Annotated in this window: 19 protein-coding genes; 11 read left to right on the top strand and 8 right to left on the bottom strand. The window is 68.1% G+C overall.

Features of this window, described 5'->3' with window-relative positions:
- The first annotated feature begins 227 nt into the window (after nucleotides 1-227).
- From ACK4FB_RS04980 to ACK4FB_RS04960, 5 genes are all read left to right on the top strand, one after another.
- Nucleotides 228-1,391 (top strand): fumarylacetoacetate hydrolase family protein, encoded by a 1,164-nt coding sequence (locus ACK4FB_RS04980; protein ID WP_409748541.1) that lies wholly within the window; start codon nucleotides 228-230, stop codon nucleotides 1,389-1,391.
- Nucleotides 1,388-2,146: an SDR family NAD(P)-dependent oxidoreductase gene (locus tag ACK4FB_RS04975; protein ID WP_409748538.1), complete on the top strand. Its 759-nt coding sequence runs from the start codon at nucleotides 1,388-1,390 to the stop codon at nucleotides 2,144-2,146. Before ACK4FB_RS04980 ends, ACK4FB_RS04975 begins: the two co-directional genes overlap by 4 nt.
- Before the next feature lie 49 nt (nucleotides 2,147-2,195).
- The gene (locus tag ACK4FB_RS04970; RefSeq protein ID WP_409748535.1) at nucleotides 2,196-3,704 is read left to right on the top strand and encodes a sugar porter family MFS transporter; all 1,509 of its coding nucleotides are present in this window, start codon (nucleotides 2,196-2,198) and stop codon (nucleotides 3,702-3,704) included.
- Nucleotides 3,705-3,825: 121 nt separating this feature from the next.
- Nucleotides 3,826-5,268 carry an aldehyde dehydrogenase family protein gene (locus tag ACK4FB_RS04965; protein WP_409748532.1) on the top strand — a complete coding sequence of 481 codons (1,443 nt, stop codon included), beginning with the start codon at nucleotides 3,826-3,828 and terminating at the stop codon, nucleotides 5,266-5,268.
- 2 nt (nucleotides 5,269-5,270) lie between these two features.
- Nucleotides 5,271-6,131, top strand: a complete 861-nt coding sequence (locus ACK4FB_RS04960) for an SMP-30/gluconolactonase/LRE family protein (protein ID WP_409748529.1) — start codon at nucleotides 5,271-5,273, stop codon at nucleotides 6,129-6,131.
- Nucleotides 6,132-6,135: 4 nt separating this feature from the next.
- On the opposite strand, the gene ACK4FB_RS04955 is transcribed toward ACK4FB_RS04960, so the two are convergent.
- Nucleotides 6,136-7,923, bottom strand: coding sequence for an IlvD/Edd family dehydratase (locus ACK4FB_RS04955; protein ID WP_409748526.1), 1,788 nt, complete (start codon nucleotides 7,921-7,923; stop codon nucleotides 6,136-6,138).
- A 139-nt stretch (nucleotides 7,924-8,062) separates the two neighbouring features.
- On the bottom strand, nucleotides 8,063-8,854 hold the full coding sequence (locus ACK4FB_RS04950) for an IclR family transcriptional regulator (protein WP_409748523.1): 792 nt from the start codon (nucleotides 8,852-8,854) through the stop codon (nucleotides 8,063-8,065).
- 180 nt (nucleotides 8,855-9,034) lie between these two features.
- Between ACK4FB_RS04950 and ACK4FB_RS04945 the strand changes: the two genes are divergently transcribed.
- Nucleotides 9,035-10,609 carry a sodium/sugar symporter gene (locus ACK4FB_RS04945; RefSeq protein WP_409748520.1) on the top strand — a complete coding sequence of 525 codons (1,575 nt, stop codon included), beginning with the start codon at nucleotides 9,035-9,037 and terminating at the stop codon, nucleotides 10,607-10,609.
- Nucleotides 10,610-10,634: 25 nt separating this feature from the next.
- Here ACK4FB_RS04945 and ACK4FB_RS04940 read toward each other — a convergent pair whose 3' ends face one another.
- Nucleotides 10,635-12,422: an IlvD/Edd family dehydratase gene (locus ACK4FB_RS04940; RefSeq protein ID WP_409748517.1), complete on the bottom strand. Its 1,788-nt coding sequence runs from the start codon at nucleotides 12,420-12,422 to the stop codon at nucleotides 10,635-10,637.
- Nucleotides 12,423-12,570: 148 nt separating this feature from the next.
- The gene (locus ACK4FB_RS04935) at nucleotides 12,571-13,335 is read right to left on the bottom strand and encodes a FadR/GntR family transcriptional regulator (protein WP_409748515.1); all 765 of its coding nucleotides are present in this window, start codon (nucleotides 13,333-13,335) and stop codon (nucleotides 12,571-12,573) included.
- A 202-nt stretch (nucleotides 13,336-13,537) separates the two neighbouring features.
- Between ACK4FB_RS04935 and ACK4FB_RS04930 the strand changes: the two genes are divergently transcribed.
- Nucleotides 13,538-15,955 carry a glycoside hydrolase family 3 N-terminal domain-containing protein gene (locus tag ACK4FB_RS04930; RefSeq protein WP_409748512.1) on the top strand — a complete coding sequence of 806 codons (2,418 nt, stop codon included), beginning with the start codon at nucleotides 13,538-13,540 and terminating at the stop codon, nucleotides 15,953-15,955.
- A 67-nt stretch (nucleotides 15,956-16,022) separates the two neighbouring features.
- Entirely contained in the window at nucleotides 16,023-18,875 is a 2,853-nt protein-coding gene (locus ACK4FB_RS04925) for a glycosyl hydrolase 115 family protein (protein ID WP_409748509.1), read from the top strand.
- Here ACK4FB_RS04925 and ACK4FB_RS04920 read toward each other — a convergent pair whose 3' ends face one another.
- The 3 genes from ACK4FB_RS04920 to ACK4FB_RS04910 form a co-directional block, all read right to left on the bottom strand.
- Entirely contained in the window at nucleotides 18,876-19,577 is a 702-nt protein-coding gene (locus tag ACK4FB_RS04920) for a DUF1499 domain-containing protein (RefSeq protein WP_409748506.1), read from the bottom strand. It abuts the gene before it with no gap.
- Nucleotides 19,578-19,966: 389 nt separating this feature from the next.
- Complete coding sequence (locus tag ACK4FB_RS04915; protein ID WP_409748503.1) at nucleotides 19,967-21,592, bottom strand: long-chain-fatty-acid--CoA ligase; 1,626 nt, start codon at nucleotides 21,590-21,592, stop codon at nucleotides 19,967-19,969.
- A 105-nt stretch (nucleotides 21,593-21,697) separates the two neighbouring features.
- On the bottom strand, nucleotides 21,698-22,606 hold the full coding sequence (locus tag ACK4FB_RS04910) for a LysR substrate-binding domain-containing protein (RefSeq protein WP_409748500.1): 909 nt from the start codon (nucleotides 22,604-22,606) through the stop codon (nucleotides 21,698-21,700).
- Nucleotides 22,607-22,718: 112 nt separating this feature from the next.
- On the opposite strand from ACK4FB_RS04910, the gene ACK4FB_RS04905 reads away from it, so the two are divergent.
- From ACK4FB_RS04905 to ACK4FB_RS04895, 3 genes are all read left to right on the top strand, one after another.
- On the top strand, nucleotides 22,719-23,474 hold the full coding sequence (locus tag ACK4FB_RS04905; protein ID WP_409748497.1) for an SDR family oxidoreductase: 756 nt from the start codon (nucleotides 22,719-22,721) through the stop codon (nucleotides 23,472-23,474).
- Nucleotides 23,475-23,552: 78 nt separating this feature from the next.
- Nucleotides 23,553-24,200 carry a uridine kinase gene (gene udk, locus ACK4FB_RS04900; RefSeq protein WP_409748494.1) on the top strand — a complete coding sequence of 216 codons (648 nt, stop codon included), beginning with the start codon at nucleotides 23,553-23,555 and terminating at the stop codon, nucleotides 24,198-24,200.
- Between the two features lie 99 nt (nucleotides 24,201-24,299).
- Entirely contained in the window at nucleotides 24,300-24,935 is a 636-nt protein-coding gene (locus ACK4FB_RS04895) for a TetR/AcrR family transcriptional regulator C-terminal domain-containing protein (protein ID WP_409748491.1), read from the top strand.
- Here ACK4FB_RS04895 and pdxH read toward each other — a convergent pair.
- The gene (pdxH, locus tag ACK4FB_RS04890) at nucleotides 24,926-25,588 is read right to left on the bottom strand and encodes a pyridoxamine 5'-phosphate oxidase (RefSeq protein WP_409748488.1); all 663 of its coding nucleotides are present in this window, start codon (nucleotides 25,586-25,588) and stop codon (nucleotides 24,926-24,928) included. The two genes, ACK4FB_RS04895 and pdxH, sit on opposite strands and share 10 nt — an antisense overlap.
- Nucleotides 25,589-25,618 lie beyond the last annotated feature (30 nt).

The raw sequence follows: 25,618 nt of genomic DNA, 5'->3' as shown, positions 1-25,618 counted from the left end.
CCCTCCCCTCTCCCCCCCCCCTCCCCCCTCCGACGCGCCCGTTGACCGGCTTGTGACCCACACCCTTGTCGTGCGCGGCTCCTGCGGACCGGCGCCAGCCGAGTCCTGAACGACGGATCGGGCCGGCGTGTGATTGGCCTTGACACTGACGGCCAGCCCTTTGATGTTACCGCTAACAGAAACGACCGCGCCGGTGGGCTCGCCCACCTCACGCGACGGCGGGGGAAATGACCAGTATCGTTGAATGCCTTGCGGCGGATTGGGACGCCGCGACCCTGATCGGACGGATCGAACTGCCGGAAGGTCCGACGCCCGTGCGCGTTCGACAGGGCCGGGTTCAGGACATCTCCGGTTTCGCCCCCACCTGCGCCGACGCGCTGGCCCGCGCCGCAGAACTCGCGGCCTTCGAGGGCCGCGATCTCGGCGCCCTGGCGGAGATGCATTTCGCCACCGTCTGGGATGCGCCGTCGCCGGACGCCATCAAGCTGCTGTCGCCGGTGGACCTGCAATGCGTCAAGGCGTCGGGCGTGACCTTCGCCGTCTCCGCCGTAGAGCGGGTGATCGAGGAGCGCGCCCGCGGCGACGCCGCCGCCGCCGATGACATCCGCAAGGCCCTGAAAGACAGGGTGGGCGCCGACCTGTCCGCCGTGAAGCCCGGCTCGGAACAGGCCGCCGCCCTCAAGACCGCCCTGATCGCCGACGGCCTGTGGTCCCAGTATCTGGAGGTGGCCATCGGCCCCGACGCCGAGATATTCACCAAGGTGCCCATCCTGTCCTCGGTGGGCTGGGGCGACTATGTAGGCGTTCGGTCGGACTCGGCCTGGAACAACCCTGAGCCCGAAGTGGCGGTGGTCTGCGACTCCACCGGCCGCATCCTCGGCGCGACCCTGGGCAACGACGTCAATCTGCGGGACATTGAGGGACGTTCGGCCCTGCTGCTGGGCAAGGCCAAGGACAACAACGCCTCGGCGGCGCTGGGACCGTTCATCCGCCTGTTCGACGACGGCTTCACCCTGGACGACCTGCGCCGCGCCACCATCTCGCTGGAGGTGATCGGCGACGACGGCTTCGTCATGAAGGGCGAAAGCTCCATGAGCCTGATCAGCCGTGACCCGGTGGAGCTGGTCAGCCAGACCATCGGCAGGCACCACCAGTATCCCGACGGCCTGATCCTGTATCTGGGCACCATGTTCGCCCCCATCGAGGATCGCGACACGCCGGGCGGCGGCTTCACCCACAAGCCGGGCGACCGGGTTCGGGTGTCCTCGCCTCGCCTCGGCGTTCTGGACAACAAGGTGACCACCAGCGACCAGGCTCCGCCCTGGACGCTCGGGGTCTCCGGACTGATGCGTAATCTGGCCTCTCGCGGCCTGCTTGGAGGCGCGCGTTGAGCGAAGCGATCTATCCCTCTCTCAAGGACCGGCTGGTGGTCATCACCGGCGGCGGCTCGGGCATCGGCGAGGGCATGACCGAGGCCTACGCCCGGCAGGGCGCGCGGGTGGTGTTTCTGGATATCGCCGAGGCGCCGTCCCGGGCGCTGGAGTCGCGCCTCTCCACGCTGGACCCCGCCCCGGCGTTCCTGCCGTGCGATCTGACCGATCTGGACGCGCTGAAGGCCTGCTTCGCCCGTATCGAGGCGGAGCACGGCGAAGTGGACGTGCTCATCAACAACGCCGCCAATGACGACCGTCATCAGGTCGAGGCCGTCACGCCCGCTTACTGGGACGAGCGCATGGCGGTGAACCTGCGCCATCAGTTCTTCGCCGCCCAGGCGGTTGCGTCGGCCATGCGCAGGCGCGGCAAGGGTGTGATCCTGAATCTGGGCTCCATTTCCTGGCACCTGGGTCTGCCGGACCTGTCGCTCTACGAGACGGCCAAGGCGGCCATCGAGGGCATGACCCGCGCCCTGGCGCGCGAATGGGGGCCGGACGGGGTGCGGGTGGCCTGCATCGTTCCAGGCAATGTGAAGACCGAACGCCAGATGAAATGGTATTCCCCCGAAGGCGAGGCCGAGATCGTGGCGGCCCAGTGCCTGACGCTGAGAATCGAACCCAGGGACATCGCCGCCATGGCCCTGTTCCTGTCGTCTGATGACGCCCGCGCGATCACCGGGCATGAGTATTTCGTGGACGCAGGCTGGCGATAGCCGGGCGTCTCAACCGGGGCCGGGAGAGCCCCATCGGGAGGACTGAGGCATGACGGATCTGAATCAGGCGGGGGCGCCGCCTTCCGCCGAACTTGAGCGAACGAACATGGGGCTGGTCATCCTCACCGTGCTGGTGGCGACGATCGGCGGGTTCCTGTTCGGCTACGACAGCGGGGTGATCAACGGCACCGTGGAGGGGCTGCGCCAGGCCTTCAATTCCGAGGCGGTGGGCACCGGTTTCAACGTCGCCTCCATGCTGCTGGGTTGCGCCATCGGCGCCGCCTTCGCGGGCAGGGCCGCCGACGTCTGGGGCCGTCGCACCATGATGATCGTGGCGGCGGTGCTGTTCATCATCAGCGCCTGGGGCTCGGGCATCGCGGGCACCTCGACGGAGTTCGTGATCTACCGCATTCTCGGCGGCCTGGCCGTGGGCGCCGCCAGCGTCATGGCTCCGGCCTACATCTCGGAGATCGCCCCGGCCCACATGCGCGGCCGGCTGACCACGATCCAGCAGATCGCCATCATCTCGGGCCTGTTCTTCTCGTTCCTCGCCAACTACCTGCTGGCCAATACGGCGGGCGGGTCGACCACCGAGTTCTGGCTGGGCTTCACCACCTGGCGCTGGATGTTCTGGGTCGAGCTGATCCCGGCGGTCATCTTCTTCTTCGCCCTGTTCCTGATCCCCGAAAGCCCGCGCTTCCTGGTCATCAAGGGCAAGCACGAAAAGGCCGCCGAGGTGCTGGGCCGTCTGTTCGGTCCGAAGGCCGCGGGCCTGAAGGTGGCCGAAATCCAGCAGTCCCTGACGGCGGATCACAAGCCGCGCCTGTCGGACCTGCTGGACCGGAACAAGGGCGGCGTCCGCATGATCGTCTGGGCCGGCATCGGCCTGGCGGTGTTCCAGCAACTGGTGGGCATCAACATCGTCTTCTACTACGGCGCGGTGCTTTGGCAGTCGGTGGGGCTGAGCGAGAACGACGCCCTGATGATCAATGTGCTGTCCGGCGCCCTGTCCATCGCGGCGGTCATCGCGGGCCTGCTGGTGATCGACAAACTCGGCCGCAAGCCCATGCTGCTGATCGGCTCGGTGGGCATGGCCATCACCCTGGGGCTGGTGGCCTACGCCTTCTCCACCGGGACCTTCATGGCCTCGGGCACGGTGCTGGAGGCGGGCACGGTGCTGAACAACGGCACGGTCTATGACGCCCAGACCACCCTCTCATCCAGCTTCCTCGACCTGACGCCGGGGATGGGGCTGCTGGCGCTGGTGGCGGCCAATATCTATGTGATGTTCTTCAACTTCAGCTGGGGTCCGGTCATGTGGGTCATGCTGGGCGAGATGTTCCCGAACCAGATCCGCGGCTCCGGCCTGGCGGTTTCGGGCTTCGCCCAGTGGATCGCCAACTTCGGCATCACCATGAGCTTCCCGATCATGGCCGCCGGCATCGGCCTGACGCTGACCTACGGCTTCTACGCCGTCAGCGCCCTGGTCTCGGTGTTCTTCGTCCTGGCCCTGGTCCACGAGACCCGCGGCAAGGAACTGGAGCAGATGACCGGCTGAGCCGCCGGTTATCGACCCGAACGGGCAGGGCCGAACGAATTCGTCGTTCGGCCCTCGCCTGATTTTGGAATGTACTGAAGGCCCGCGACCTCCCCGGCGCGGGCCACAAAGGAGACACGCCATGTCCGACACCCTCGAACTGTCCCACTGGATCAACGGCGAGAAGGTTTCGACGGACCGGCCGTCCGAGAGCCTGAACCCGTCCGACACCCGCGATGTGGTGGCCCGTGTTCCCGACGGCGGCGACGCCGAGGTCAATGCCGCGGTGGACGCCGCGCGCGCGGCCTTCGGCGGCTGGGCCGACGCCTCGCCCGAGGTGCGCTCGGACGTGCTGGACAAGGCCTCCAACATCCTGATGGAGCGCCGCGAGGAAGTGGGCCGGCTGCTGTCGCGCGAAGAGGGCAAGACCTTGCCCGAAGGCATCGGCGAGACCGTGCGCGCCGCCCGCATCCTGAAGTTCTTCGGCGGCGAGGCCCTGCGTCTGCACGGCCAGAACCTGATGTCGACGCGCCCGGGCGTGGAGATCCAGACCTATCGTCAGGCCGTGGGCGTCTATGGCCTGATCACCCCGTGGAACTTCCCCATCGCCATCCCGGCCTGGAAGATGGCTCCGGCCCTCGCCTTCGGGAACACGGTGGTCATCAAGCCCGCCGGCCAGACCCCGGCCACGGCCGAGGCGCTGGTGGCCATCCTGCACGAGGCGGGCCTGCCCAGGGGCGTGGTCAACATGATCATCGGCCGGGGCCGCGTGGGTCAGGCCATTGTGGATCACACGGGCGTGGACGCCATCAGCTTCACCGGCTCGCAAGGTGTCGGCGCCGGCGTGGCCATGGGCGCGGTCAAGCGTCAGGCCCGGGTGCAGCTCGAGATGGGCGGCAAGAACCCGCTCGTGGTCATGGACGATGCGGATCTGGATCGCGCGGTGCAGATCGCCCTGGACGGCTCCTTCTTCGCCACCGGCCAGCGCTGCACCGCCTCCTCGCGCCTGATCGTGCAGGACGGCATCCACGACAAATTCGTCGCGGCCCTGGCGGAAAAGGTGAAGGCCCTGCGCGTCGGCGACGCCCTGGACCCGGACACCCAGATGGGCCCCGCCGTCAGCGAGGACCAGATGGAGACCTCCTACCGCTACATCGAGGTGGCGAAGGGGGACGGCGGCCGCATCGTCACCGGCGGCGACCGCCTGAAGCTGGACAAGCCCGGCTGGTACGTTCAGCCGACCCTCATCGCCGACACGGCGACGGACATGCGCATCAATCAGGAAGAGGTGTTCGGCCCCGTCGCCTCCACCATCCGCGTGAAGTCCTATGAGGAGGCGCTTCAGATCGCCAACGGCGTCGAGTTCGGCCTGTCCGCCGGCATCGTCACCACCAGCCTGAAACACGCCCGCGACTTCCAGCGCAACGCCCGCGCCGGCATGGTGATGGTCAATCTGCCCACTGCGGGCGTGGATTATCACGTGCCCTTCGGCGGCTCGAAGAAGTCCAGCTACGGCCCGCGCGAGCAGGGCTTCGCGGCGGTGGAGTTCTTCACCCAGACCAAGACCGCCTACTCCTGGAGCTGACCGTGGCGACGCCCGAGCTGATCTGGGACCTCAGGGCCGAACTGGCCGAGGGGCCGGTGTGGGATGCGGACCGGCGCTGCGTCTGGTTTGTGGACATCAAGGGCCGGACCCTGAACCGCTACGGCGTCGATGACGGGGGCAAACAGAGCTGGTCCGCACCGGACCAGATCGGCTTCGCCCTGCCGGCCGACGACGGGTCTCTGATCTGCGGCGTGCGCGGCGGGCTCTACCGGTTCGACGTGGGCACGGGCGCGTTCTCCCTCCTCCAGCCGGTGGAGGAAGACAGGCCGCAGAACCGCCTCAACGACGGCTTCGTCGCGCCGGACGGCTCCCTGTGGTTCGGCTCCATGGACGATTCCGAACAGCAGAAGACCGGCGCGCTGTATCGCTGGGCGTCGGGCGCGCTGACGCTCATGGACGACGGTTACGGCGTCACCAACGGCCCGGCCCTGAGCCCGGACGGCAGGGTCCTCTATCACCACGACACCCTGGACAAGGCCGTCTACGCCTTCGATCACGCCGACGGCGCGATCACCAACAAACGCCTGTTCGCCACGACGGCCGAAGGCTACGCCGACGGCCCGTCCATGGATTCGGCGGGCGTGCTGCACGTGGGCCTGTTCGGCGGCTGGGGCGTGGGCCGTTATGGGCCCGACGGCCAGTATCTGGGCAAGATCGCGTTTCCCGTTTCAGCCGTGACCAAGGCCGCGTTCGGCGACGACGATCTGAAGACCCTCTATTGCACCACCGCCTGGCTGGGTCAGGATGCGCAGACCCGCGCCGCCCAGCCTCTCGCCGGCGGGCTGTTCCGCGTCCGCGTGGACACGCCCGGCCTGCCCCAGAACCGGATCCGCCTGACCTGACGCCTTAGTGGTTATCCCTCGGCGCCGGTGCGATGGTGTCGACGATGCGGTGGTATTTGACGCTGTTCTCGAGGGTTGCGCCGGTCTCGAGCTGACCGGTGAGGTCGCGCTGGATCTCCTGCCAGGGGGTCTGTGAGGCGGGATAGGCGTAGCCGCCGGCCGCCTCCAGCGCGGCCTTGCGCGCGGCGATCTCCTTGTCCGGGACCATCAGGGTCACCGTGGATGTGTTCAGGTCCACCCGGATGCGGTCGCCGGTCTTCAGCACGGCGATGGTGCCGCCCGCCGCGGCCTCGGGCGAGGCGTGCAGGATCGAGGGGCTGCCCGAGGTGCCCGACTGACGGCCGTCGCCGATGCAGGGCAGGGCGGTGATCCCCTGTTTGATCAGGTGGGCGGGGGGGCGCATGTTGACCACCTCGGCCGCGCCGGGATGGCCGATGGGCCCCGACCCGCGCATCACCAGCACCGAGCGCTCGGTGATGCCTTCGGCCGGATCGTCGATGCGGTGGTGATAGTCCTCGGGTCCATCGAACACCACGGCGGTGCCCTCGAAGGCCTCGGGATCCTTGGGGTCGGACAGATAGCGGTCGCGGAACTGCGCCGAGATCACGCTCGTCTTCATCACCGCCGAGTCGAACAGATTGCCCGACAGCACCACGAAGCCCGCATCGCGCATCAGCGGCTCCTCGAACGGCCGGATCACGTCGGGCAGGATGATCTCGGCCCCCCGGCAGTTCTCCCCGATGGAGCGGCCGTTCACCGTGGGCGCGTCCTCGCGGATCAGGCCCTGGCCCATCAGCTGATTGACCACCGCGGGCACCCCGCCGGCCTGGTGGAAGTCCTCGCCCAGATAGGTCCCCGCCGGCTGCAGATTGACCAGCAGGGGGATGTGGTGGCCGTGGTCCTGCCAGGCCTTCAGGGGCAGCTCGACCCCCGCATGCCGGGCCAGGGCGGTCAGGTGCACCGCCGCATTGGTGGAGCCGCCGATGGCCGAGTTGACGGCGATGGCGTTGAGGAACGCATCCTTCGTCAGGATGTCCGAGGGCTTCAGGTCCTCCTTGACCATGTCCACGATGCGCAGCCCGGTGCGGTAGGCCATCTGCCCCCGCTCGCGGTAGGGCGCCGGGATGGCGGCCGAGCCCGGCAGGCTCATGCCCAGCGCCTCGGCCAGGCTGTTCATGGTCGAGGCCGTGCCCATGGTGTTGCAGTAGCCCACCGACGGGGCCGAGGTGGCCACCAGTTCGATGAAGCCCTCATAGTCCAGCTCGCCCCGCGCCATCATCTCGCGGGCGGTCCAGATGATGGAGCCGGACCCCACCCGCTGGCCCTTGTTCCAGCCGTTCAGCATGGGCCCCACCGACAGGGCGATGGCCGGGATGTCCACCGTCGCCGCCGCCATCAGGCAGGCCGGGGTGGTCTTGTCGCAGCCGATGGTCAGCACCACCCCGTCCAGCGGATAGCCGTACAAAAGCTCCACCAGCCCCAGATAGGCCAGGTTGCGGTCCAGCCCGGCGGTGGGGCGCTTGCCGGTCTCCTGGATGGGATGGACCGGGAACTCGATCGCAATGCCGCCGGCCTCCCGGATCCCCTCGCGCACCCGCTTGGCCAGCTCGATGTGGTGGCGGTTGCACGGACTCAGGTCAGACCCCGTCTGGGCGATGCCGATGATCGGCTTGCCCGAGCGCAGCTCCTCCAGCGTCAGCCCGTAGTTCAGATAACGCTCCAGATACAGCGCCGTCATGTCCGGGTTTGCAGGGTTGTCGAACCACAGACGGGAGCGAAGGGGCTTGGTCATTCGGCAACAGTCTTCAGCGGGCCCACGGCGGGCGGGGACGCCGGAGCCAGCGCCCCGACCTTTCATTCGTGAAGAACTTATCGCATGCGAAAATACAGGGCGGCAAGCCCGGCGCCGCTTGTATCGCGCCTGATCCGCCTCAGGCCTGGGAGGCGGAGCCCATGTCGGCCGAGATGGCGGCGGCGGCGCGGCGCAGATGGATCAGCGCCGTGGCCATGTCGCACCCCACCGTGGTGTGCTCGATATAGGGGGTGATCAGGGTGGCGATGACGCCGTCGGCCCCCATCACCGGCGCCGACAGGTCGGTGACCCCCTTGACGAAGTCGCTGGCCCGCTGGGCGTAGCCCTTGGCCGCCGTGGCGTCCGCCTCCTGGGCGAAGGTCTCGAACATGGCGTCGCCGTGCAGCCGGCGCAGCACCTCTTCAAGCCGGGCCCGTCCCGCCGGCGAGGCCAGGCCGTAGAACATGCGGCCCGAGGTGGCCTCGATCAGGTTGCGGCGATAACCGATGCGCACCGAATAGCCCAGGTCCCCGGGGCTCTCGACGCGGGCCACCACCACGATCTGGGTCTCGCTGGGCACCACCAGATGGCACGACTGCACCGTGGTTTCGGCCAGGGTGCGCATGGCCGGCATGGCCGCTTCCACCAGTGACTTCACCGGCGCCTGGGCCATGCCCAGGGTGAACAGGCGGTTGGTCAGGCGATAGCCTTCGGGGGACTGTTCGATATAGCCCCGGAACTCCAGCACCTGGATCATCCGGAACAGTTCGGAGACGGAGCGCTTGAGGGTCACCGACATCTGCGACGGCGTCATGGGCCGTCCGTGGCTGGACAGCAGCTCGAGCACGTCCAGACCCTTTTCGAGCGCGGGCGCGCGGTATTTGCGCTCCTCAAGCTCTTCTTCCAGCGGCGGCATGGCTTCCCCGATCAACCTGACTCTCCCCCAAGTCTTAGCGCCGCCGTCACCCCGATAGAAGGCTGTCCGCGCCGCTTCTTAGCTCGCGCCACCCGATCAAACCATATATGAAATCACTTTCATTGCGTAGGACTTTAGGATGGCGTAGCTCTTCGTTCAGCGGCCGAATTCAACGGCCCGTCGGGGGAGACATTCATGACGCTGGCGCCGATCGACCTGATTCTTCTGGCCCTCTACGGGGTCGGCATCTTCGCTTTGGCCCAGTGGGTCTCCCGCGACCGCCCGGGCGAACAGAAAAACACCACCGACTATTTTCTGGCCTCGAAAAGCCTGCCCTGGTGGGCCATCGGCGCCTCGCTGATCGCGGCCAATATCTCGGCCGAACAGATCATCGGCATGTCGGGCTCGGGCTATGTGATCGGGCTGGCCATCGCCTCCTACGAATGGATGGCGGCCCTGACCCTGCTGATCGTGGGCAAGTTCTTTCTGCCGATCTTCCTTAAGAACAACATCGTCACCATGCCCCAGTTTCTGGAGCAGCGGTACGGCGCGAAGATCCGCAGCGTCATGGCGGTGTTCTGGCTGGTGCTCTACGTCTTCGTGAACATCACCTCGATCCTGTGGCTTGGCTCGCTGGCCATCACCACGGTGACCGGCGTGGACCAGACCCTGGCCCTGTTCGGCCTGGCGGCGTTCGGTCTGGTCTATCAGCTGTGGGGCGGGCTCAAGGCCGTGGCCATGACCGACGCGGTGCAGGTGGCCCTGCTGGTGGCGGGCGGTCTGGTGATCGCCGTCATCACCCTGAACCAGATCGGCGGCGACGGCGGACTGCTCAACGGCTTCGCCCGCCTGACCACCGAGTTCCCCGAGAAGTTCGACATGATCCTGTCGCCGGACAGCCCGCACTATGCGGCCCTGCCGGGCCTGTCGGTCCTGATCGGCGGCATGTGGATCATGAATCTGAGCTACTGGGGCTTCAACCAGTACATCATCCAGCGGGCTCTGGCGGCGTCCAGCATCGACGAGGCCCAGAAGGGCATCGCCTTCGCCGCCTATCTGAAACTGCTGATGCCGCTGATCGTGGTGCTGCCGGGTCTGGCCGCCCTGGTGCTGGCGCCCGACCTGACCCGCCCCGATCAGGCCTATCCCACCATGATGGCCCTGTTGCCTGTAGGCCTGAAGGGGCTGGTGTTCGCCGCCCTCGTGGCCGCCATCATCGCCACCCTGGGCTCGCTGGTGAACTCCATCTCGACCATCTTCACCCTGGACCTGTACGCCAAGGCGCGCCCCAATCTGTCCCAGCATCATCTGGTCACTGTGGGCCGGCTGTCGGCGGCGGGGGCCATGCTCATCGGCGCCCTCGTCGCCCGGCCCCTGCTGGGCAATTTCGATCAGGCGTTCCAGTTCATCCAGGACTTCACCGGCTTCTTCACCCCGGCCATCGTGGTGATCTTCATCCTCGGCATGTTCTGGCGCCGCGCGTCCGAGGCGGGCGCCCTGGCCGCGGCCATCGGCGGGGTGGTCCTGTCCGGCGTCATGTGGTGGCTGAACAATGAGGGGCTGCTGGTCATGCCGTTCATGAACCGGGTGGGGATCGTGTTCCTGATCGCCCTGGCGCTGGCGGTGGTGGTGTCCCTGATCCGCCCCGCCCCCGCCTCGGCCCTGAAGGTCCAGCTGGACGGCATCAGCTTCCGCACCTCCGCCGCCTTCAATCTGGCGGGCGTGGGCGTCATCGCCTTCCTGATCCTGGTCTATTCGATCTGGTGGTGAGCCGGGTCAGCGCCTGATCCCGCCCCTAGTGGTTATCCCTCGGCGCCGGTGCGATGGTGTCGACGATGCGGTGGTATTTGACGCTGTTCTCGAGGGTTGCGCCGGTCTCCAGCTGGCCGGTGAGGCCGCGCTGGATCTCCTGCCAGGGGGTCTGTGAGGCGGGATAGGCATAGCCGCCTGCGGCCTCCAGCGCCGCCTTGCGGGCGGCGATCTCGTCGTCCGGGACCATCAGGGTCACGGTGGATGTGTTCAGGTCCACCCGGATGCGGTCGCCGGTCTTCAGCACCGCGATGGTCCCGCCCGCCGCGGCTTCCGGCGAGGCGTGCAGGATCGAGGGGCTGCCCGAGGTGCCCGACTGACGGCCGTCGCCGATGCAGGGCAGGGCGGTGACGCCCGCTTTGATCAGGTGGGCGGGGGGGCGCATGTTGACCACCTCCGCCGCGCCGGGATGGCCGATGGGCCCCGACCCGCGCATGACCAGCACCGAGCGCTCGGTGATGCCTTCGGCCGGATCGTCGATGCGGTGGTGATAGTCCTCGGGTCCATCGAACACCACGGCGGTGCCCTCGAAGGCCTCGGGATCCTTGGGGTCGGACAGATAGCGGTCGCGGAACTGCGCCGAGATCACGCTCGTCTTCATCACCGCCGAGTCGAACAGATTGCCCGACAGCACCACGAAGCCCGCATCGCGCATCAGCGGCTCCTCGAACGGCCGGATCACGTCGGGCAGGATGATCTCGGCCCCCCGGCAGTTCTCCCCGATGGAGCGGCCGTTCACCGTGGGCGCGTCCTCGCGGATCAGGCCCTGGCCCATCAGCTGATTGACCACCGCGGGCACCCCGCCGGCCTGGTGGAAGTCCTCGCCCAGATAGGTCCCCGCCGGCTGCAGATTGACCAGCAGGGGGATGTGGTGGCCGTGGTCCTGCCAGGCCTTCAGGGGCAGCTCGACCCCCGCATGCCGGGCCAGGGCGGTCAGGTGCACCGCCGCATTGGTGGAGCCGCCGATGGCCGAGTTGACGGCGATGGCGTTGAGGAACGCATCCTTCGTCAGGATGTCCGAGGGCTTCAGGTCCTCCTTGACCATGTCCACGATGCGCAGCCCGGTGCGGTAGGCCATCTGCCCCCGCTCGCGGTAGGGCGCCGGGATGGCGGCCGAGCCCGGCAGGCTCATGCCCAGCGCCTCGGCCAGGCTGTTCATGGTCGAGGCCGTGCCCATGGTGTTGCAGTAGCCCACCGACGGGGCCGAGGTGGCCACCAGTTCGATGAAGCCCTCATAGTCCAGCTCGCCCCGCGCCATCATCTCGCGGGCGGTCCAGATGATGGAGCCGGACCCCACCCGCTGGCCCTTGTTCCAGCCGTTCAGCATGGGCCCCACCGACAGGGCGATGGCCGGGATGTCCACCGTCGCCGCCGCCATCAGGCAGGCCGGGGTGGTCTTGTCGCAGCCGATGGTCAGCACCACCCCGTCCAGCGGATAGCCGTACAAAAGCTCCACCAGCCCCAGATAGGCCAGGTTGCGGTCCAGCCCGGCGGTGGGGCGCTTGCCGGTCTCCTGGATGGGATGGACCGGGAACTCGATCGCAATGCCGCCGGCCTCCCGGATCCCCTCGCGCACCCGCTTGGCCAGCTCGATGTGGTGGCGGTTGCACGGACTCAGGTCAGACCCCGTCTGGGCGATGCCGATGATCGGCTTGCCCGACCTCAGCTCCTCCAGCGTCAGCCCGTAGTTCAGATAACGCTCCAGATACAGCGCCGTCATGTCCGGGTTTGCAGGGTTGTCGAACCACAGACGGGAGCGAAGGGGCTTGGTCATTCGGGCCTGTCGGTCAGGGCCGCCGGCGAACCGGGGGCGAGGGGAAACGCGCCGGGCCGATGGCGACCGGTGGTCTCCGAACAGCGCCCGCATTAGTCGGACAAATAGACGTGTCTCAAAAGTCGGACAAGTGCCTAATGAACGGCGATCACGCGCGCGGCCGCTGCTGCAGGGCGCGGGCCGTGTCGTGCAGGGCCATCTCCACCAGTTCGGTCATGGCCGCGCGCGCCGCCTCCGGCCCGCCCGAGGCGATGGCGTCGAACACCTTCCAGTGGTCGGGCATGGGATCGCGCGGCAGCTCCTTTTTCCGCTCCTTGTAGACCGTGGTCCAGCGGACGCCCGCGCCGATGGTGCTGGCCAGGCTGAGCAGGGGCGGATTGTCGGTGGCCTCCAGGATGGTGGCGTGGAACTCCCGATCCGCGCCCTTGCCCTCCTCGGTGTTCAGGCCGTGGCGCTCCATGGCCATCAGGGCCTCGCGCATGCGGGTCACCTGTTCGGGGCTGCGTCGCTGGGCGGCCAGGGCGGCGGCGGCGGGCTCGATGATCAGCCGCAGTTCGAACAGTCCCTTCACCAGAGAGGGACTGGGCTCCGTTTCAAACGACCAGGCCAGCACGTCGGGGTCGAGCAGGTTCCAGCGCGCCTCGGGGTTCACCCGGGTGCCGGTCTTGGGCCGGCTTTCCACCAGCCCCTTGGCCGCCAGAATGCGGATGGCCTCGCGGTAGGCGCTGCGCGACACCTCCAGATGCTCCGAGAAGTCGATCTCGTTCTGGAGAATTTCGCCGGGCTTGTACTGCCCCGAGACGATGGCCACGCCCAGGTCGTGGGCGATGACGCCATGGATGCGGGCCGGGCTGCGCACGGGCTTGCCGATGCGCCGGTCCCCGCCGGTTCTGGGTTTCTTTTCGGGCGCCATGGGCGGCTGTTTCGCTCCGTGAGGCATTCGCGCGCCGGCTTTTCCAGGCCGGCATGTTTTGCAATGAATGGCTATGCGACGTTCCGCGGCGGCTTGCAATCGTCAGACCATTGGTTGACCAGCGCGGCCGGATGCCGTCTAAATGATGATAGCGCTACCAAGCCGGTCGCTGACGAACTGGCGGGAGCGAGGGAGGACGCACATGACCAAATGGGACCGGCCGGAGCGATTCCGGCGAGGACGGGCGATCACCGCCTTCGGGGCCGCCCTGGCCATCACGCTGGCGCCGATGCAGCCGGCCTTCGCTTATCAGGACCAGACGCCGGCCTATCGCGACGCCGCGCGTCCGGTGGCCGACCGGGTCGAGGACCTGCTCTCGCGCATGACGCTGGAGGAGAAAATCGGCCAGATGCAGGGCCTGTGGGAGAACAAGGGCGACGTGCAGACGCCGGAGGGCGACTTCTCGCCCGAGCGCGCCTCGGCCGCCTTCCCCCATGGTCTGGGTCAGATTTCGCGACCGTCCGACATGCGCGGGGTCGATCCCTCCACCAACGGGGCGGCCGGCGTCACCGAGGGCGCCGTCAACCGCGACGGCCGCCAGACGGTGGAGTACATCAACGCCGCCCAGCGCTGGGCCACGGAACAGACGCGTCTGGGCATCCCGCTGATCTTCCACGAGGAGTCGCTGCACGGCTACACCGCCCGCGGCGCCACCAGCTTTCCCCAGTCCATCGCCCTGGCCAGCACCTGGGATCCCGAGCTGCTCACCCGGGTGTTCAATGTGGCCTCCCGGGAGATGCGCGCCCGCGGCGTGCACCTGACCCTGGCGCCGGTGGTGGACGTGGCGCGCGACCCCCGCTGGGGCCGCATCGAGGAGACCTATGGCGAGGACCCCCACCTGGTGTCCGAAATGGGTCTGGCGGTCATCCGCGGCTATCAGGGCGACACCCTGCCGCTGGCGCAGGACCGCGTCTTCGTGACCCTCAAGCACATGACCGGCCACGGTGAGCCGGAAAACGGCATCAACGTCGGCCCGGCCCAGATCTCCGAGCGGGTTCTGCGCGAGGTTTTCTTCCCGCCCTTCGAACGGGCGGTGCGCGAGCTGCCGGTGCGCTCGATCATGGCCTCCTACAACGAGATCGACGGCCTGCCGTCCCACGCCAACCGCTGGCTTCTGAATGACGTGCTGCGCGAGGAGTGGGGCTATGACGGCCTGATCGTCTCCGACTATTTCGCCATCCGCGAGATGGTCACCCGTCACCAGATGTTCGCCAACATCCAGGACGCCACCGTGCGCGCCATGGACGCCGGGGTGGACATCGAACTGCCCGACGGCGAGGGCTTCGTGCATCTGCCCGAACTGGTCGCCCAGGGCCGCGTGTCCGAGGCGCAGATCGACGCCGCCGTGCGCCGCATCCTGACCATGAAGTTCGAGGCGGGCCTGTTCGAGAATCCCTATGCGGACCCGGAAACCGCCGACGCCCTGACCGCCACGCCGGACGCCATCGCCCTGGCCCGTCAGGTGGCCGGACGCGCGATCACCCTGCTGAAGAACGACAACCAGACCCTGCCGCTGCGCGCGCAAGGCCTCGGCCGTCTGGCCGTGCTGGGAGCCCACGCGGTGGACACTCCCATCGGCGGCTACAGCGACATCCCGCGCCATGTGGTCAGCGTGCTGGAAGGTCTCGAGGCCGAGGCCGAAAGCGGCGGCTTCGAGGTGGTCTATTCCGAGGGCGTGCGTCTGACCGAAAGCCGCGAATGGGCCGCCGACGAGGTCAATCTGGTCGACCCCGCCGTCAACGCCCGCCTGATCGAGGAAGCCGTCGCGGTCGCCCGCCAGTCGGACGTCATCGTCATGGTGCTGGGCGAGAACGAACAGCTCAGCCGCGAGGCCTGGGCCGAGAACCATCTGGGAGACCGCGCCGACCTGCAACTGGTGGGTCAGCAGATGGATCTGGCCCGCGCCATCTTCGCCCTGAACAAGCCGACCATCGTGCTGCTGCTCAACGGCCGCCCGCTGGCCGTGGGCGAACTGGTGGAGCATGCCGACGCCCTCATCCAGGGCTGGTACCTGGGTCAGGAAACGGGCAATGGCGTCGCCGACGTCCTGTTCGGCCGGGTCAATCCGGGCGGCAAGCTGCCGGTCACCATCCCCCGTTCGGTGGGCCAGTTGCCGGTGTTCTACAACCACAAGCCGACCGCGCGCCGGGGCTATCTGTTCGACGAGACCAGCCCCCTGTTCCCGTTCGGCTACGGCCTCAGCTACACCAGCTTCCAGATGTCGGCGCCGCGCCTGACCAACCCGACCATCCGCGTCGGCGAGGCGGCCCAGGTGCAGGTGGACGTCACCAACACCGGCCCCGTGGCCGGGGACGAGACGGTGCAGATCTATGTCCGCGACGACCACGCCTCGATCACCCGCCCGGTGCTGGAGCTCAAGGCGTTCGAGCGGGTCACCCTGCAACCCGGAGAAACCCGCACGGTGACGCTGGACCTGTCGCCCGAGGCCCTGTCCCTGTGGGATCTGAACATGCAGCGGGTGGTGGAGCCGGGCACCTTCACCATCCACGCGGGACCCAACTCGGTCGATCTGCAGTCCACCACCCTGACCGTACGCTGATCCTCCCCGACCGCCCGTCGTTCCTTCGGGAGCGGCGGGCGGCGCCTTTTTGCGACAGGAGGCGTGCATGCCGCGTTTCGTGACGGGCTTCCTTGCTCTTTGTCTTCTCTGGCTCGGCGCGGCCCTGCCCGCTTCCGCCTGCGAGGCGCCGGGCGCGGTCTGCCCCGGCGCCGCGTCCGGCGACGCCTTCGCCCTCGTCGCCTCGGGCCGCCCCACCGTGGTGCGCACCGATCCCGGCGATCACGCGGGCCTGCTGCGCGCCGCCGCCGACCTGCGCGGCGATCTGGAGCGGGTGTCCGGTTCACCGTCGCCGCTCAATCATGAGGCGGGGCAGGGGCTGGCGGTCATCGTCGGAACCCTGGGCCGCAACGCCGTCATCGACGCCCTCGTCGCCGACGGTCGGCTCGACGTCTCGGACGTCACCGGCCAGTGGGAAGCCTTTGTGCAGCAGGTGATCGACAACCCGGCCCCGGGCGTGGACCGGGCCCTGGTCATCGCCGGATCGGACATGCGCGGCGCCATCTACGGCGTCTATGACCTGTCAGAGCGCATGGGCGTCTCGCCCTGGTTCTGGTGGGCCGATGTCCCCGTGGCGCGTCAGGGCGACCTCCACGTCCTGCCCGGCCGCCGCGCCGACCGGCCCCGCGTGCGCTATCGCGGCATCTTCCTGAATGACGAGAATCCCGCCTTGTACGGCTGGGTCAACGAGACCTTCGGCGGCTTCAACCACCATTTCTACACCCGCGTGTTCGAACTGACCCTGCGGCTCAAGAGCAACTATCTGTGGCCCGCCATGTGGGGCAAGGCCTTCTCCGACGACGATCCGCTCAACGCCGTGATGGCCGACCAATGGGGCGTGGTCATCGGCACCTCCCACCACGAACCCATGATGCGCGCCCATGTGGAGTGGGAGCGCTACGGCGTCGGCGCCTGGGACTACGCCACCAACCCCGACGCCCTGCGCCGCTTCTGGCGCGAGGGCGTGACGCGCATGGGCGATCACGAAAGTCTGGTCACCGTGGGCATGCGCGGCGACGGCGACGAGGCCATGACCGAGGACACCGCCACGGCCCTGCTGGAGACCATCGTCGCCGACCAGCGCGCCATCATCGCCGAGGTCACCGGCCGCGACCCCGCCGAAACGCCCCAGGTCTGGGCTCTCTACAAGGAGGTGCAGGACTATTACGACGACGGCATGCGGGTCCCTGACGACGTCACCCTGCTGTTCGCCGACGATAACTGGGGCAACATCCGCCGCCTGCCCGCGCCGGGGTCCGAACGGCCGGGCGGTTACGGCGTCTATTTCCATTTCGACTATGTGGGCGGGCCCCGGAACTACAAATGGCTCAACACCACCCAGGTTGAGCGCACCTGGGAGCAGATGAACCTGGCCTGGGAATACGGTGCGGACCGGCTGTGGATCGTCAATGTGGGCGACCTCAAGCCCATGGAGCTGCCCATCAGCGCCTTCATGGCCCAGGCCTGGAACCCCGAGACCATGACGCTGGAGGCCATGACCGCCTTCACCCGCGACTGGGCCGCGCAGCAGTTCGGGGACGCCCACGCCGACGAGATCGCCGACCTGCTGCGGCTCTACACCCGCTACAATTCCCGGCGGAAGCCGGAGCTCATCGGGCCGGACACCTTCAGCCTGCTCCACCACAATGAGGCCGAGCGGGTGACGGCGGACTGGGCCGAACTGGCCGCCCGCGCCGATGCCGTGCGCGCGGCCCTGCCGCCCGAATACGACGACGCCTTCGTGCAGCTGGTCTGGTTCCCGATCCACGCCAGCGGCAATCTGACGGCCCTGCATGTGGAGACGGGGCGCAACCGCCTCTATGCCGCACAGGGCCGCGCGGCGGCTGCCGACGCAGCGGCCGGGCGGGTGCGCGCGCTGTTCGCGCGGGATGCGGAACTGACCCGCATCTATCATGAGGACGTGGCCGACGGACGCTGGAACCACATGATGTCCCAGACCCACATCAGCTACACGTACTGGCAGCAGCCGGACGAGGACGTCCTGCCCGATCTGGCCGAGGCGGCGCCGGTCGCCGGCGCGGCTCTGGGCCTGGCGGTGGAGGGCGATGCGCGGGCGTGGCCCGACACCAGCGGCGGCCCCGCTCTGCCGCCGCTGCATCGTCACGGGGTCGAGAGCCGCTGGATCGACCTGTTCGATCGGGGCGACCAGCCCGTCGCCTGGACGCTTGAGGCCGGCCAGCCGTGGATCCGGCTGTCAGCCGCAGAGGGCCGGGGGGACGCGCGCGTGCGGGTCTCGGTCGACTGGGCTGCGGCCCCCGAAGGTCAGGCCGAGGGCGCGGTGCGGGTGCGCGGCGCCGACGGGACCGAAATCACCGTTCTCGCGCCCATCGCCAACCCGGCCGCGCCGGTCGAGCCCGGCCGCTTCATCGAGGCGGACGGCCATGTGACCATGGAGGCCGAACACTACGCGCGGGCCGTCGCGGCCCACGGCGTGGACTGGCGCGTCATCCCCGGCCTGGGCCGCACCCTGTCGGGCGTGACCACCACGCCGTCCACAGCAGCGGCGTCGGAACCGGGCGAGGGGCCTTGGCTGGAGTACGACGTCCACCTGTTCGAACCGGGCGAGGTCCAGTTGCGGCTGGTGCTGTCGCCGACGCTGGACTTCACCGGCGGCGAGGGTCTGCGCTACGCCGTATCCATAGGCGACGGGCCGGTTCAGGTTGTGACCCTCAACGCCACCGACACCGCGGCGGCGTGGGAGGGCGATGTGGCCAACGCCGTGGCCGTTCACACGACTCGGCACGCGGTGGGGCAGGCGGGGTCGCACACGGTCAGGGTCTGGCGCATCGACCCGGGCGTGGTGATCCAGCGGGCGATGATCGTGCGCGACGGGGCGCCGGACAGCTATCTGGGACCGCTGGAAAGCCGCAGGGCGGAGTGACTAGTCGGCGGGGCGCAGGCGCGTGCTGATCTGGCCCGCCAGACGGCAGGCCTCGCCGCCGTCGGGACGGCCCTCGCGGCCGGACACGCGCACATCGGTGCGGCCGGGGCGGATGCGCAGAACCGCGTCGTGGCTGAAGCCGAACCAGAAGCTCTCGCGCCGGCCCTCGATGCGGAATGGAGAGGTGCCGACCACGGTGAATCCGGTCGCCTCCAGCGCCGCCTCGCCCGCCTGTGGCGCGACCTGGGTGGGGGCGAAGACCGCCTGCTCGCAGGTATCGGCGTGGCTGATGGCCAGAGGCGCGGCCCCGGCGCGGTCGCGCTGCCCCCGGATTACCCCGGAAAAGCTCAGGGGCTCGTCCCAGTCGCTGGCGGCTTCATGCACCGGCGGGTGGGCGGCCAGCGCCTGCCGGTGCGCCACATGCAGGTAAAGGGTGAGGCCCGCGGCCAGCACCGCCACAAGCGCGTACAGCCCGCGCCGCTTCACATCGCCCATGGCCAGCAACACCGTGGCCAGGGCCGCGCCCGCGCTGACCCAGGCCAGCCGCCAGCCCCAGACCAGGGTCAGTTGCTCATAGCCCAGCCGCCAGTCGATCAGCCCCACCCGGGTGCCGAATCCCGCCGCAAAACCCAGCACCGGCGCGGCCAGGGCGATCAGAAACGCCGCCGTCAGCCAGACGCCGCCTTGTCGTGATCCGCCCATGCCGAAGCCTCCCGCCGCTGTGGCCGCGACCCTGCCCCCAAATCCCGCTTTCTGAAAGCCCGGCGCCGCGATTTCAAAGGGGTCAGCGGTCCGGCGCCGGCTTTTTGCGCGCACGCCTTCGGGGGGGCCTTATCATCGGCGGGCCGACGGAGGGGCCGCTCGCGCCCGATTTCAGACAGTCCGAAATCGCCCGGGATCAGGGAGGGAAGAAAATATCGATGTAAAACAAAGACCGCCGCATCGGCCGACGCCCGATTTCGGACATTTCGGACATTTCGGACAGTCTTTTTTCTGAGCGAATCTGAAACCGGAATCCGGCCGCCTCGCGCCCTGGTCATCCCGGAAGCGCCGCAGGCGCTATCCGGGACGGGAAGGCGCGGTCGCTCCAGTCAGGCCGTCGGCAGGGTGTAGTCCTTGAACTGCTCGCGCAGGATCTTCTTGTCGATCTTGCCGGTGGCGCCCAGGGGGATGTCGTCCACGAACACCACGTCGTCGGGCATCCACCATTTGGCGATCTTGCCTTCGAGGAAGTCGAGGAACTCCTGCTTCTCGGCGGTCTGGCCGTCCTTCAGCTTGACCAGCAGCAGGGGCCGTTCGTCCCATTTGGGATGGGCGATTCCGACCACGGCCGCCAGCGACGCCTTGGGGTGCCCGACGGCCACGTTCTCGATGTCGATGGAGCTGATCCACTCGCCGCCGGACTTGATCACGTCCTTGGCCCGGTCGGTGATCTGCATGAAGCCGTTGGGATCGATATTGGCCACGTCGCCGGTGTCGAAATAGCCCTCGTCGTCGAGGATGTTCCCGCCCACGTCCTTGAAGTAGCTGGCCGACACGGTGGGGCCGCGCACCATCAGCCGGCCCACGGCCTTGCCGTCGTGGGGCAGTTTCTCGCCCTCGTCGCTGACCAGCTTCAACTCGATGCCCACGGGCGGACGGCCCTGCTTGAGGCGGAACGGCATCTGCTCGTCATAGGACAGGTGCGCGATCTCCGGCGTCGGGGTCGAGACGGTGCCCACCGGCGAGGTCTCGGTCATGCCCCAGCCCTGGCGTACGTCCACGCCCAGGTCGTTGAAGCCGCGCACCAGCGCCTCGGGCAGCGCCGAGCCGCCGATCAGCACGTTCTTGAGGGTGGAGAATTTCAGGTCGTTGGAGGCCACATGCTGCAACAGCATCTGCCACACGGTGGGCACGGCCGCCGAGAAGGTCACGCCCTCGGCCTCGATCAGCTCATAGATGGCCTCGCCATCCATGCGCGCGCCGGGCATCACCAGCTTGGCCCCGACCGCCGGGGCCGAGAACGCCACGCCCCAGGCGTTGGCGTGGAACATGGGCACGACGGGCAGGATCACGTCCGAGCCGGTCACGCCCATGATGTCCGAGCTCATGGTGATCAGGGTGTGCAGGAAGTTCGAGCGGTGCGAGTACAGCACCCCCTTGGGGTCGCCCGTGGTGCCCGAGGTGTAGCACAGCCCGCAGGCGGTCAGCTCGTCGAAGCCGCCCCAGGTGAAGTCCTCGGACTGCTCGGAGAGCACGTACTCATAGCACTCGGCGTTGGGCAGTCTGGTCTCGGGCATCGAGACCTCGTCGGTCATGATGACCACGCGCTCCACCGTCGGGCAGTGGGCGATGATGGCGTCGAGGATCGGCACGAAGGTCAGGTCGACGAAGATGACCTTGTCCTCGGCGTGATTGATGATGAAGGCGATCTGGCTGGGATGCAGGCGCGGGTTGAGGGTGTGGCACACCGCCCCCATGCCCATGATGCCGTACCAGGCCTCCATGTGGCGCGCCGTGTTCCAGCCCAGGGTGGCGACCCGGTCGCCCGTCTTGACGCCCCAGCCGGCCAGGGCGTTCGACACCCGTTTGGCCCGGCGGTGCACGTCCGCATAGGTGGTGCGCACAATGGGCCCTTCCACCGTGCGGGTGACGATCTCGCGGTGTCCGTGCCAGACGGCGGCGCGGTCGATGATCCGGTCGACCGTCAGCGGCCAGTCCTGCATTCGTCCCAGCATGCGTTCCTCCATATGCGCCTTGTTGAGAGCGGCGCTTTCAAATCGAAGCTACTTTGGTGACCGTTGATAAGCAACGTGACGCTAGGGCAGGCAAGGCTGGACCCGTCAAGCCGCCCGCAGGCGCAGGCTCATTTCGCGGGCCAGATAGTCCACGACCGCCTTCACGGCCGGCAGCTGACCGCGCCTGTGAGGGTACAGAATTGTCGTCGTCGCCCCCCTCGCGCTCCAGTCTGGCAGGACACGGAGCAGGTCGCCGCTTTGAATGCCGCTCGCGCAAACGCTGAGAGGCAGACAGGCGATCCCGAAGCCAGAGGCCGCCATCTGGATCAAGCCGACCGGGTCGTCGGAAAAGAAGCGCATGCGCGGGCGCACCTCTTGCTCGCCGCCGCTCATGTGGATCAGGCGCCATGGCGGGACTTGGGTGAGGGCGCCGTTCAGCAGTCCGTCGTGGCGTTCCAGATCTTCAGGCGTTGCCGGCATTCCCGCATGGGCGAGATAGGCCGGCGCCGCAATCAGGCAATCCGCCTCGGTCCCCACCCGGCGCTGGGTCAAAGCCGAGTCCGGCAACGGCGCGAGGTGATCCCGCACCGCCACGTCGAACCCCTCCGCGATCACATCGACCCAGCGGTCCGTGGCGTGCAGGATAAGCTGGACATCGGGATACGCGGCGGCCAGGCCGGGCAGGATAACGGCCAGATGCTGCTGGGCCGTGATGATCGAGGCCGTGATCCGAACAGGCCCCGCCGCCTTGGCCAGTCGCCCGTCAATCGCGGCCTGGGCCGCCTCCGCTTCGATCAGCATGGCGGCGACGTGCCGGTGAAACTCGACCCCGACGTCGGTCAGCACCATCCGCCGGGCGTCGCGCTGCAGCAACCGGGCCCCCAGGCCAGCTTCAAGCATGGCGACGCGCTTGCTGAGGGTGGACTTCGGACGGCCCAGCCGGCGGGCTGCGGCCGTGAATCCCCCATGTTCGACCACCTTGGCGAAGATGTAGGCGTCATTGAGATCAAGCATGGGATGTCGTCCATGGCTGTGGACATAGTGTTCGCATTCTGGAGAATTTTGTCCACTCGTCCACGCCACTATCCTTCTCCTCGTCAATCAAGGCAGTGTCCGGGAGCTTGCGATGAAGGGATCTGAAGGTGCGAGGGCGGTCGTCATCGGCGGCACCCACGGAATGGGCGCCGCAACGGTGCAGATGCTGATCGCCGACGGCGCCCATGTGATCGCGACCGGCTCCGACGCAGGCAATGTCGCGCGGGCCCAGGCCGAATTCGGCCCCGATGCTGTCGTTCTACGCTCCGACGTTGGCGACATCGGATGCATCCGGGATCTCGCTAAGGCCGTGGAGCGAAACCTGGAGGCCGTCGACGCCGTCTTCGTCTTCGCCGCCATAGCCGAATTCTCGCCCTTCCACGAGGTGACCGAAGCGGGGTTTGATCGCCAGTTCGCGATCAATACGCGCGGGGCCTTCTTCACCCTTCAGGCTTTGGCGCCCATGGTGAGGGACGGAGGATCGATTACGATCACCACCGTGACGCCGGCCACCGCGTCGCCGACCATGGGCGTCTACATGGCGACAAAGGCCGCCCTGCGCGCTTTAGCCCAGGTGATGGCGGCCGAACTGCTGGAGCGCCGGGTGCGGGTCAACACCATCGCTCCGGGTTTTGTGGACACACCGACCTTGGGCGTGGCGGGGCTCACTCCCGAGGCGCGCGCCGAACTTCACGCGATCGGCGACATGGTCACGCCGATGAAGCGGCATGGCCGCATGGAGGAAGTGGCCCGGGCGGCGCTTTTTATGGCCTTTGAAGCGACCTTCACCACGGGCGCCGAGATGGTGGTCGATGGAGGCCTCTCTACGGTGGACAATCCGGGCTAGGGTGCGGATACCGGCGGGCTGGCGCGGCCGCGTTTACACGGGCGAAGCTTCCGCATCCTGCTTTCCGGAGACCATGACTTGAGCCTTCTCATCGCCATCACCGGAGGATCCGGCTCGGGCAAGAGCACTCTCGCCCAGGCCCTGGCTCGCGCCCTGGGGCCGGATCAGGCGGTCGTGGTGCTGGAGGACTGGTACTATGTGGACGCGGCGGCCCTTCCTGATTTCGATCCGGCCGCCTTCGACTTCGACCATGTGGCCGCGCGGGATCACGACCTTCTGGCCGTACACCTGTCAGATTTGAAGGCCGGGCGGGCGGTGCAGGCGCCGATCTATTCCCTGATCCATCACGGCCGCGAGCCGGGCGGGACCCCGGTCCCTGCTGTGCCCGTGGTGATCGTCGAGGGCATTCACCTGCTGGCGACCCCCGCGGTGGCCGACCTGTTTGATTTGAAGGTGTTCGTCGACACGCCGGCCGACATCCGCTTCATCCGCCGCCTGCTGCGCGATCAGGCCGAGCGCGGCCGCACGTCCCGCTCGGTGATCGACCAGTATCTGAAGACCGTCCGCCCGGGCCACGAACGCTTCACCGAGCCGGGACGCGCCCTGGCCGACTTTGTGGTGGCGGACCAGACCGCGGCGGTGGTGCTGGAGGACATCCAGGCGGTGGATCGCCTCGCTGCGCCGGTGCTGGCCCACCCCCTTCTCAAGGCGTTTCGTCCCGCCTGAGGGGAAACCCTCGTTTCTGTCCCTTGCCTTGCCCGCTCTGGTCGCGGACCATCGGTATGGTAAAAACCAGTCAGTCGTGGGCAGGAGAAGACCGCTTTCATGACAGGGACCGTCAACGGGGGCGATGACGCAGGCCTCCGGCACAAGCGCAGGGATATTCTCACTGTCGCCCGGCGCCATTTCATGGCCGAGGGGTACGCCGCCGCCCGCATGGAGGCCATCGCGCGGGACGCCTCGGTCTCCACCGCCACCCTCTACGCCTTCTTTCCCTCCAAGACCGATCTCTTCACCCACGTCATCGACGACGCCTCGGACGATTTCGCTCGCCAGATCAAGGGCATTCGGGTGCGCGGCGACACGGTGCGCGAGCAGCTTGTCGCCTTTGCTGAAACCTACGCCGGCTTCATGGGCGACCCGTTCGTGCGGGCGGTGTTCCGGCTGGTGATGGCCGAGCGCAAGCGCTTCCAGCCCACGGCCAGCGGCTTCTTCGAGCGGGGCCGCGCAGAGATCGGCGGCGTGCTGATGCAGGTGATCCGCGAACACGCGGACAAGGGCGCCCTCAAGGTTGATCGTCCCTCATGGGCGGCCGGTCAGCTGATGGGCATGATTGAACACCCGGTCTTCTTCGTCCCCATGGTCACGGGCGACGACGTCCAGACCCGACGCGGGGCGGACAGCATCGCGACCGAGGCGGTGGACACCTTTCTGGCCCGCTACGGGACCGGTCAGGGATAGAGCCGGGTCCGGCGCCAGCCCTCGCCGGTCCGGTCGAACCGCAGCCGGTCGTGCAGGCGGAACGCGCGATCGCGCCAGAACTCGATCTGCTCAGGGATCACCCGCCACCCGGTCCAGTAGTCGGGACGGGGCGGCTCTGCGCCCTCGAACCGGGCCGCCGTTTCGCGCACGGCGGCCTCCAGGGTCTCCCGGCTGTCCAGCGGCCGGGACTGGGTCGAGGCCCAGGCGCCGATGCGGCTCTCGCGCGCCCGGCTGGCGAAGTAGGCGTCCGCTTCGGCCGCACTGACCGGCTCCACGGGGCCCCGGACCCGCACCTGACGGCGCAGGGATTTCCAGTGAAACAGCAGCGCCGCCTTCGGCTGGGCGGCGAGCTGGCCGCCCTTGGCGCTTTGTTCATTGGAGTAGAAGGTGAAACCCCGCTCATCCACGCCCTTCAACAGCACCATGCGGCAATCCGGCAGGCCGTCGCTGTCCGCCGTGGCCAGGGCCATGGCGTTGGAGTCATTGGGCTCGGAGCGCCGCGCGTCCGCCATCCATTCCAGGAACAGCGGCAGCGGCGTATCACGTTCGAACTGGGCCTCGTCGGCGTTGGCGGCCAACTGGGCGGCGTAGTCTTCGGCGGAGGGTGTCGGGGGAATGGGATGGTCGCTCATGGCCTGTTCCTTACGCCTTCAACGGCGTCT

The organism is Brevundimonas sp. (assembly GCF_046299535.1).
In the GTDB taxonomy this organism is placed as follows: Bacteria; Pseudomonadota; Alphaproteobacteria; order Caulobacterales; family Caulobacteraceae; genus Brevundimonas.
The sequence above is the reverse complement of the archived record's forward strand: the minus strand, read 5'-3'. Positions and strand labels throughout refer to the sequence as shown.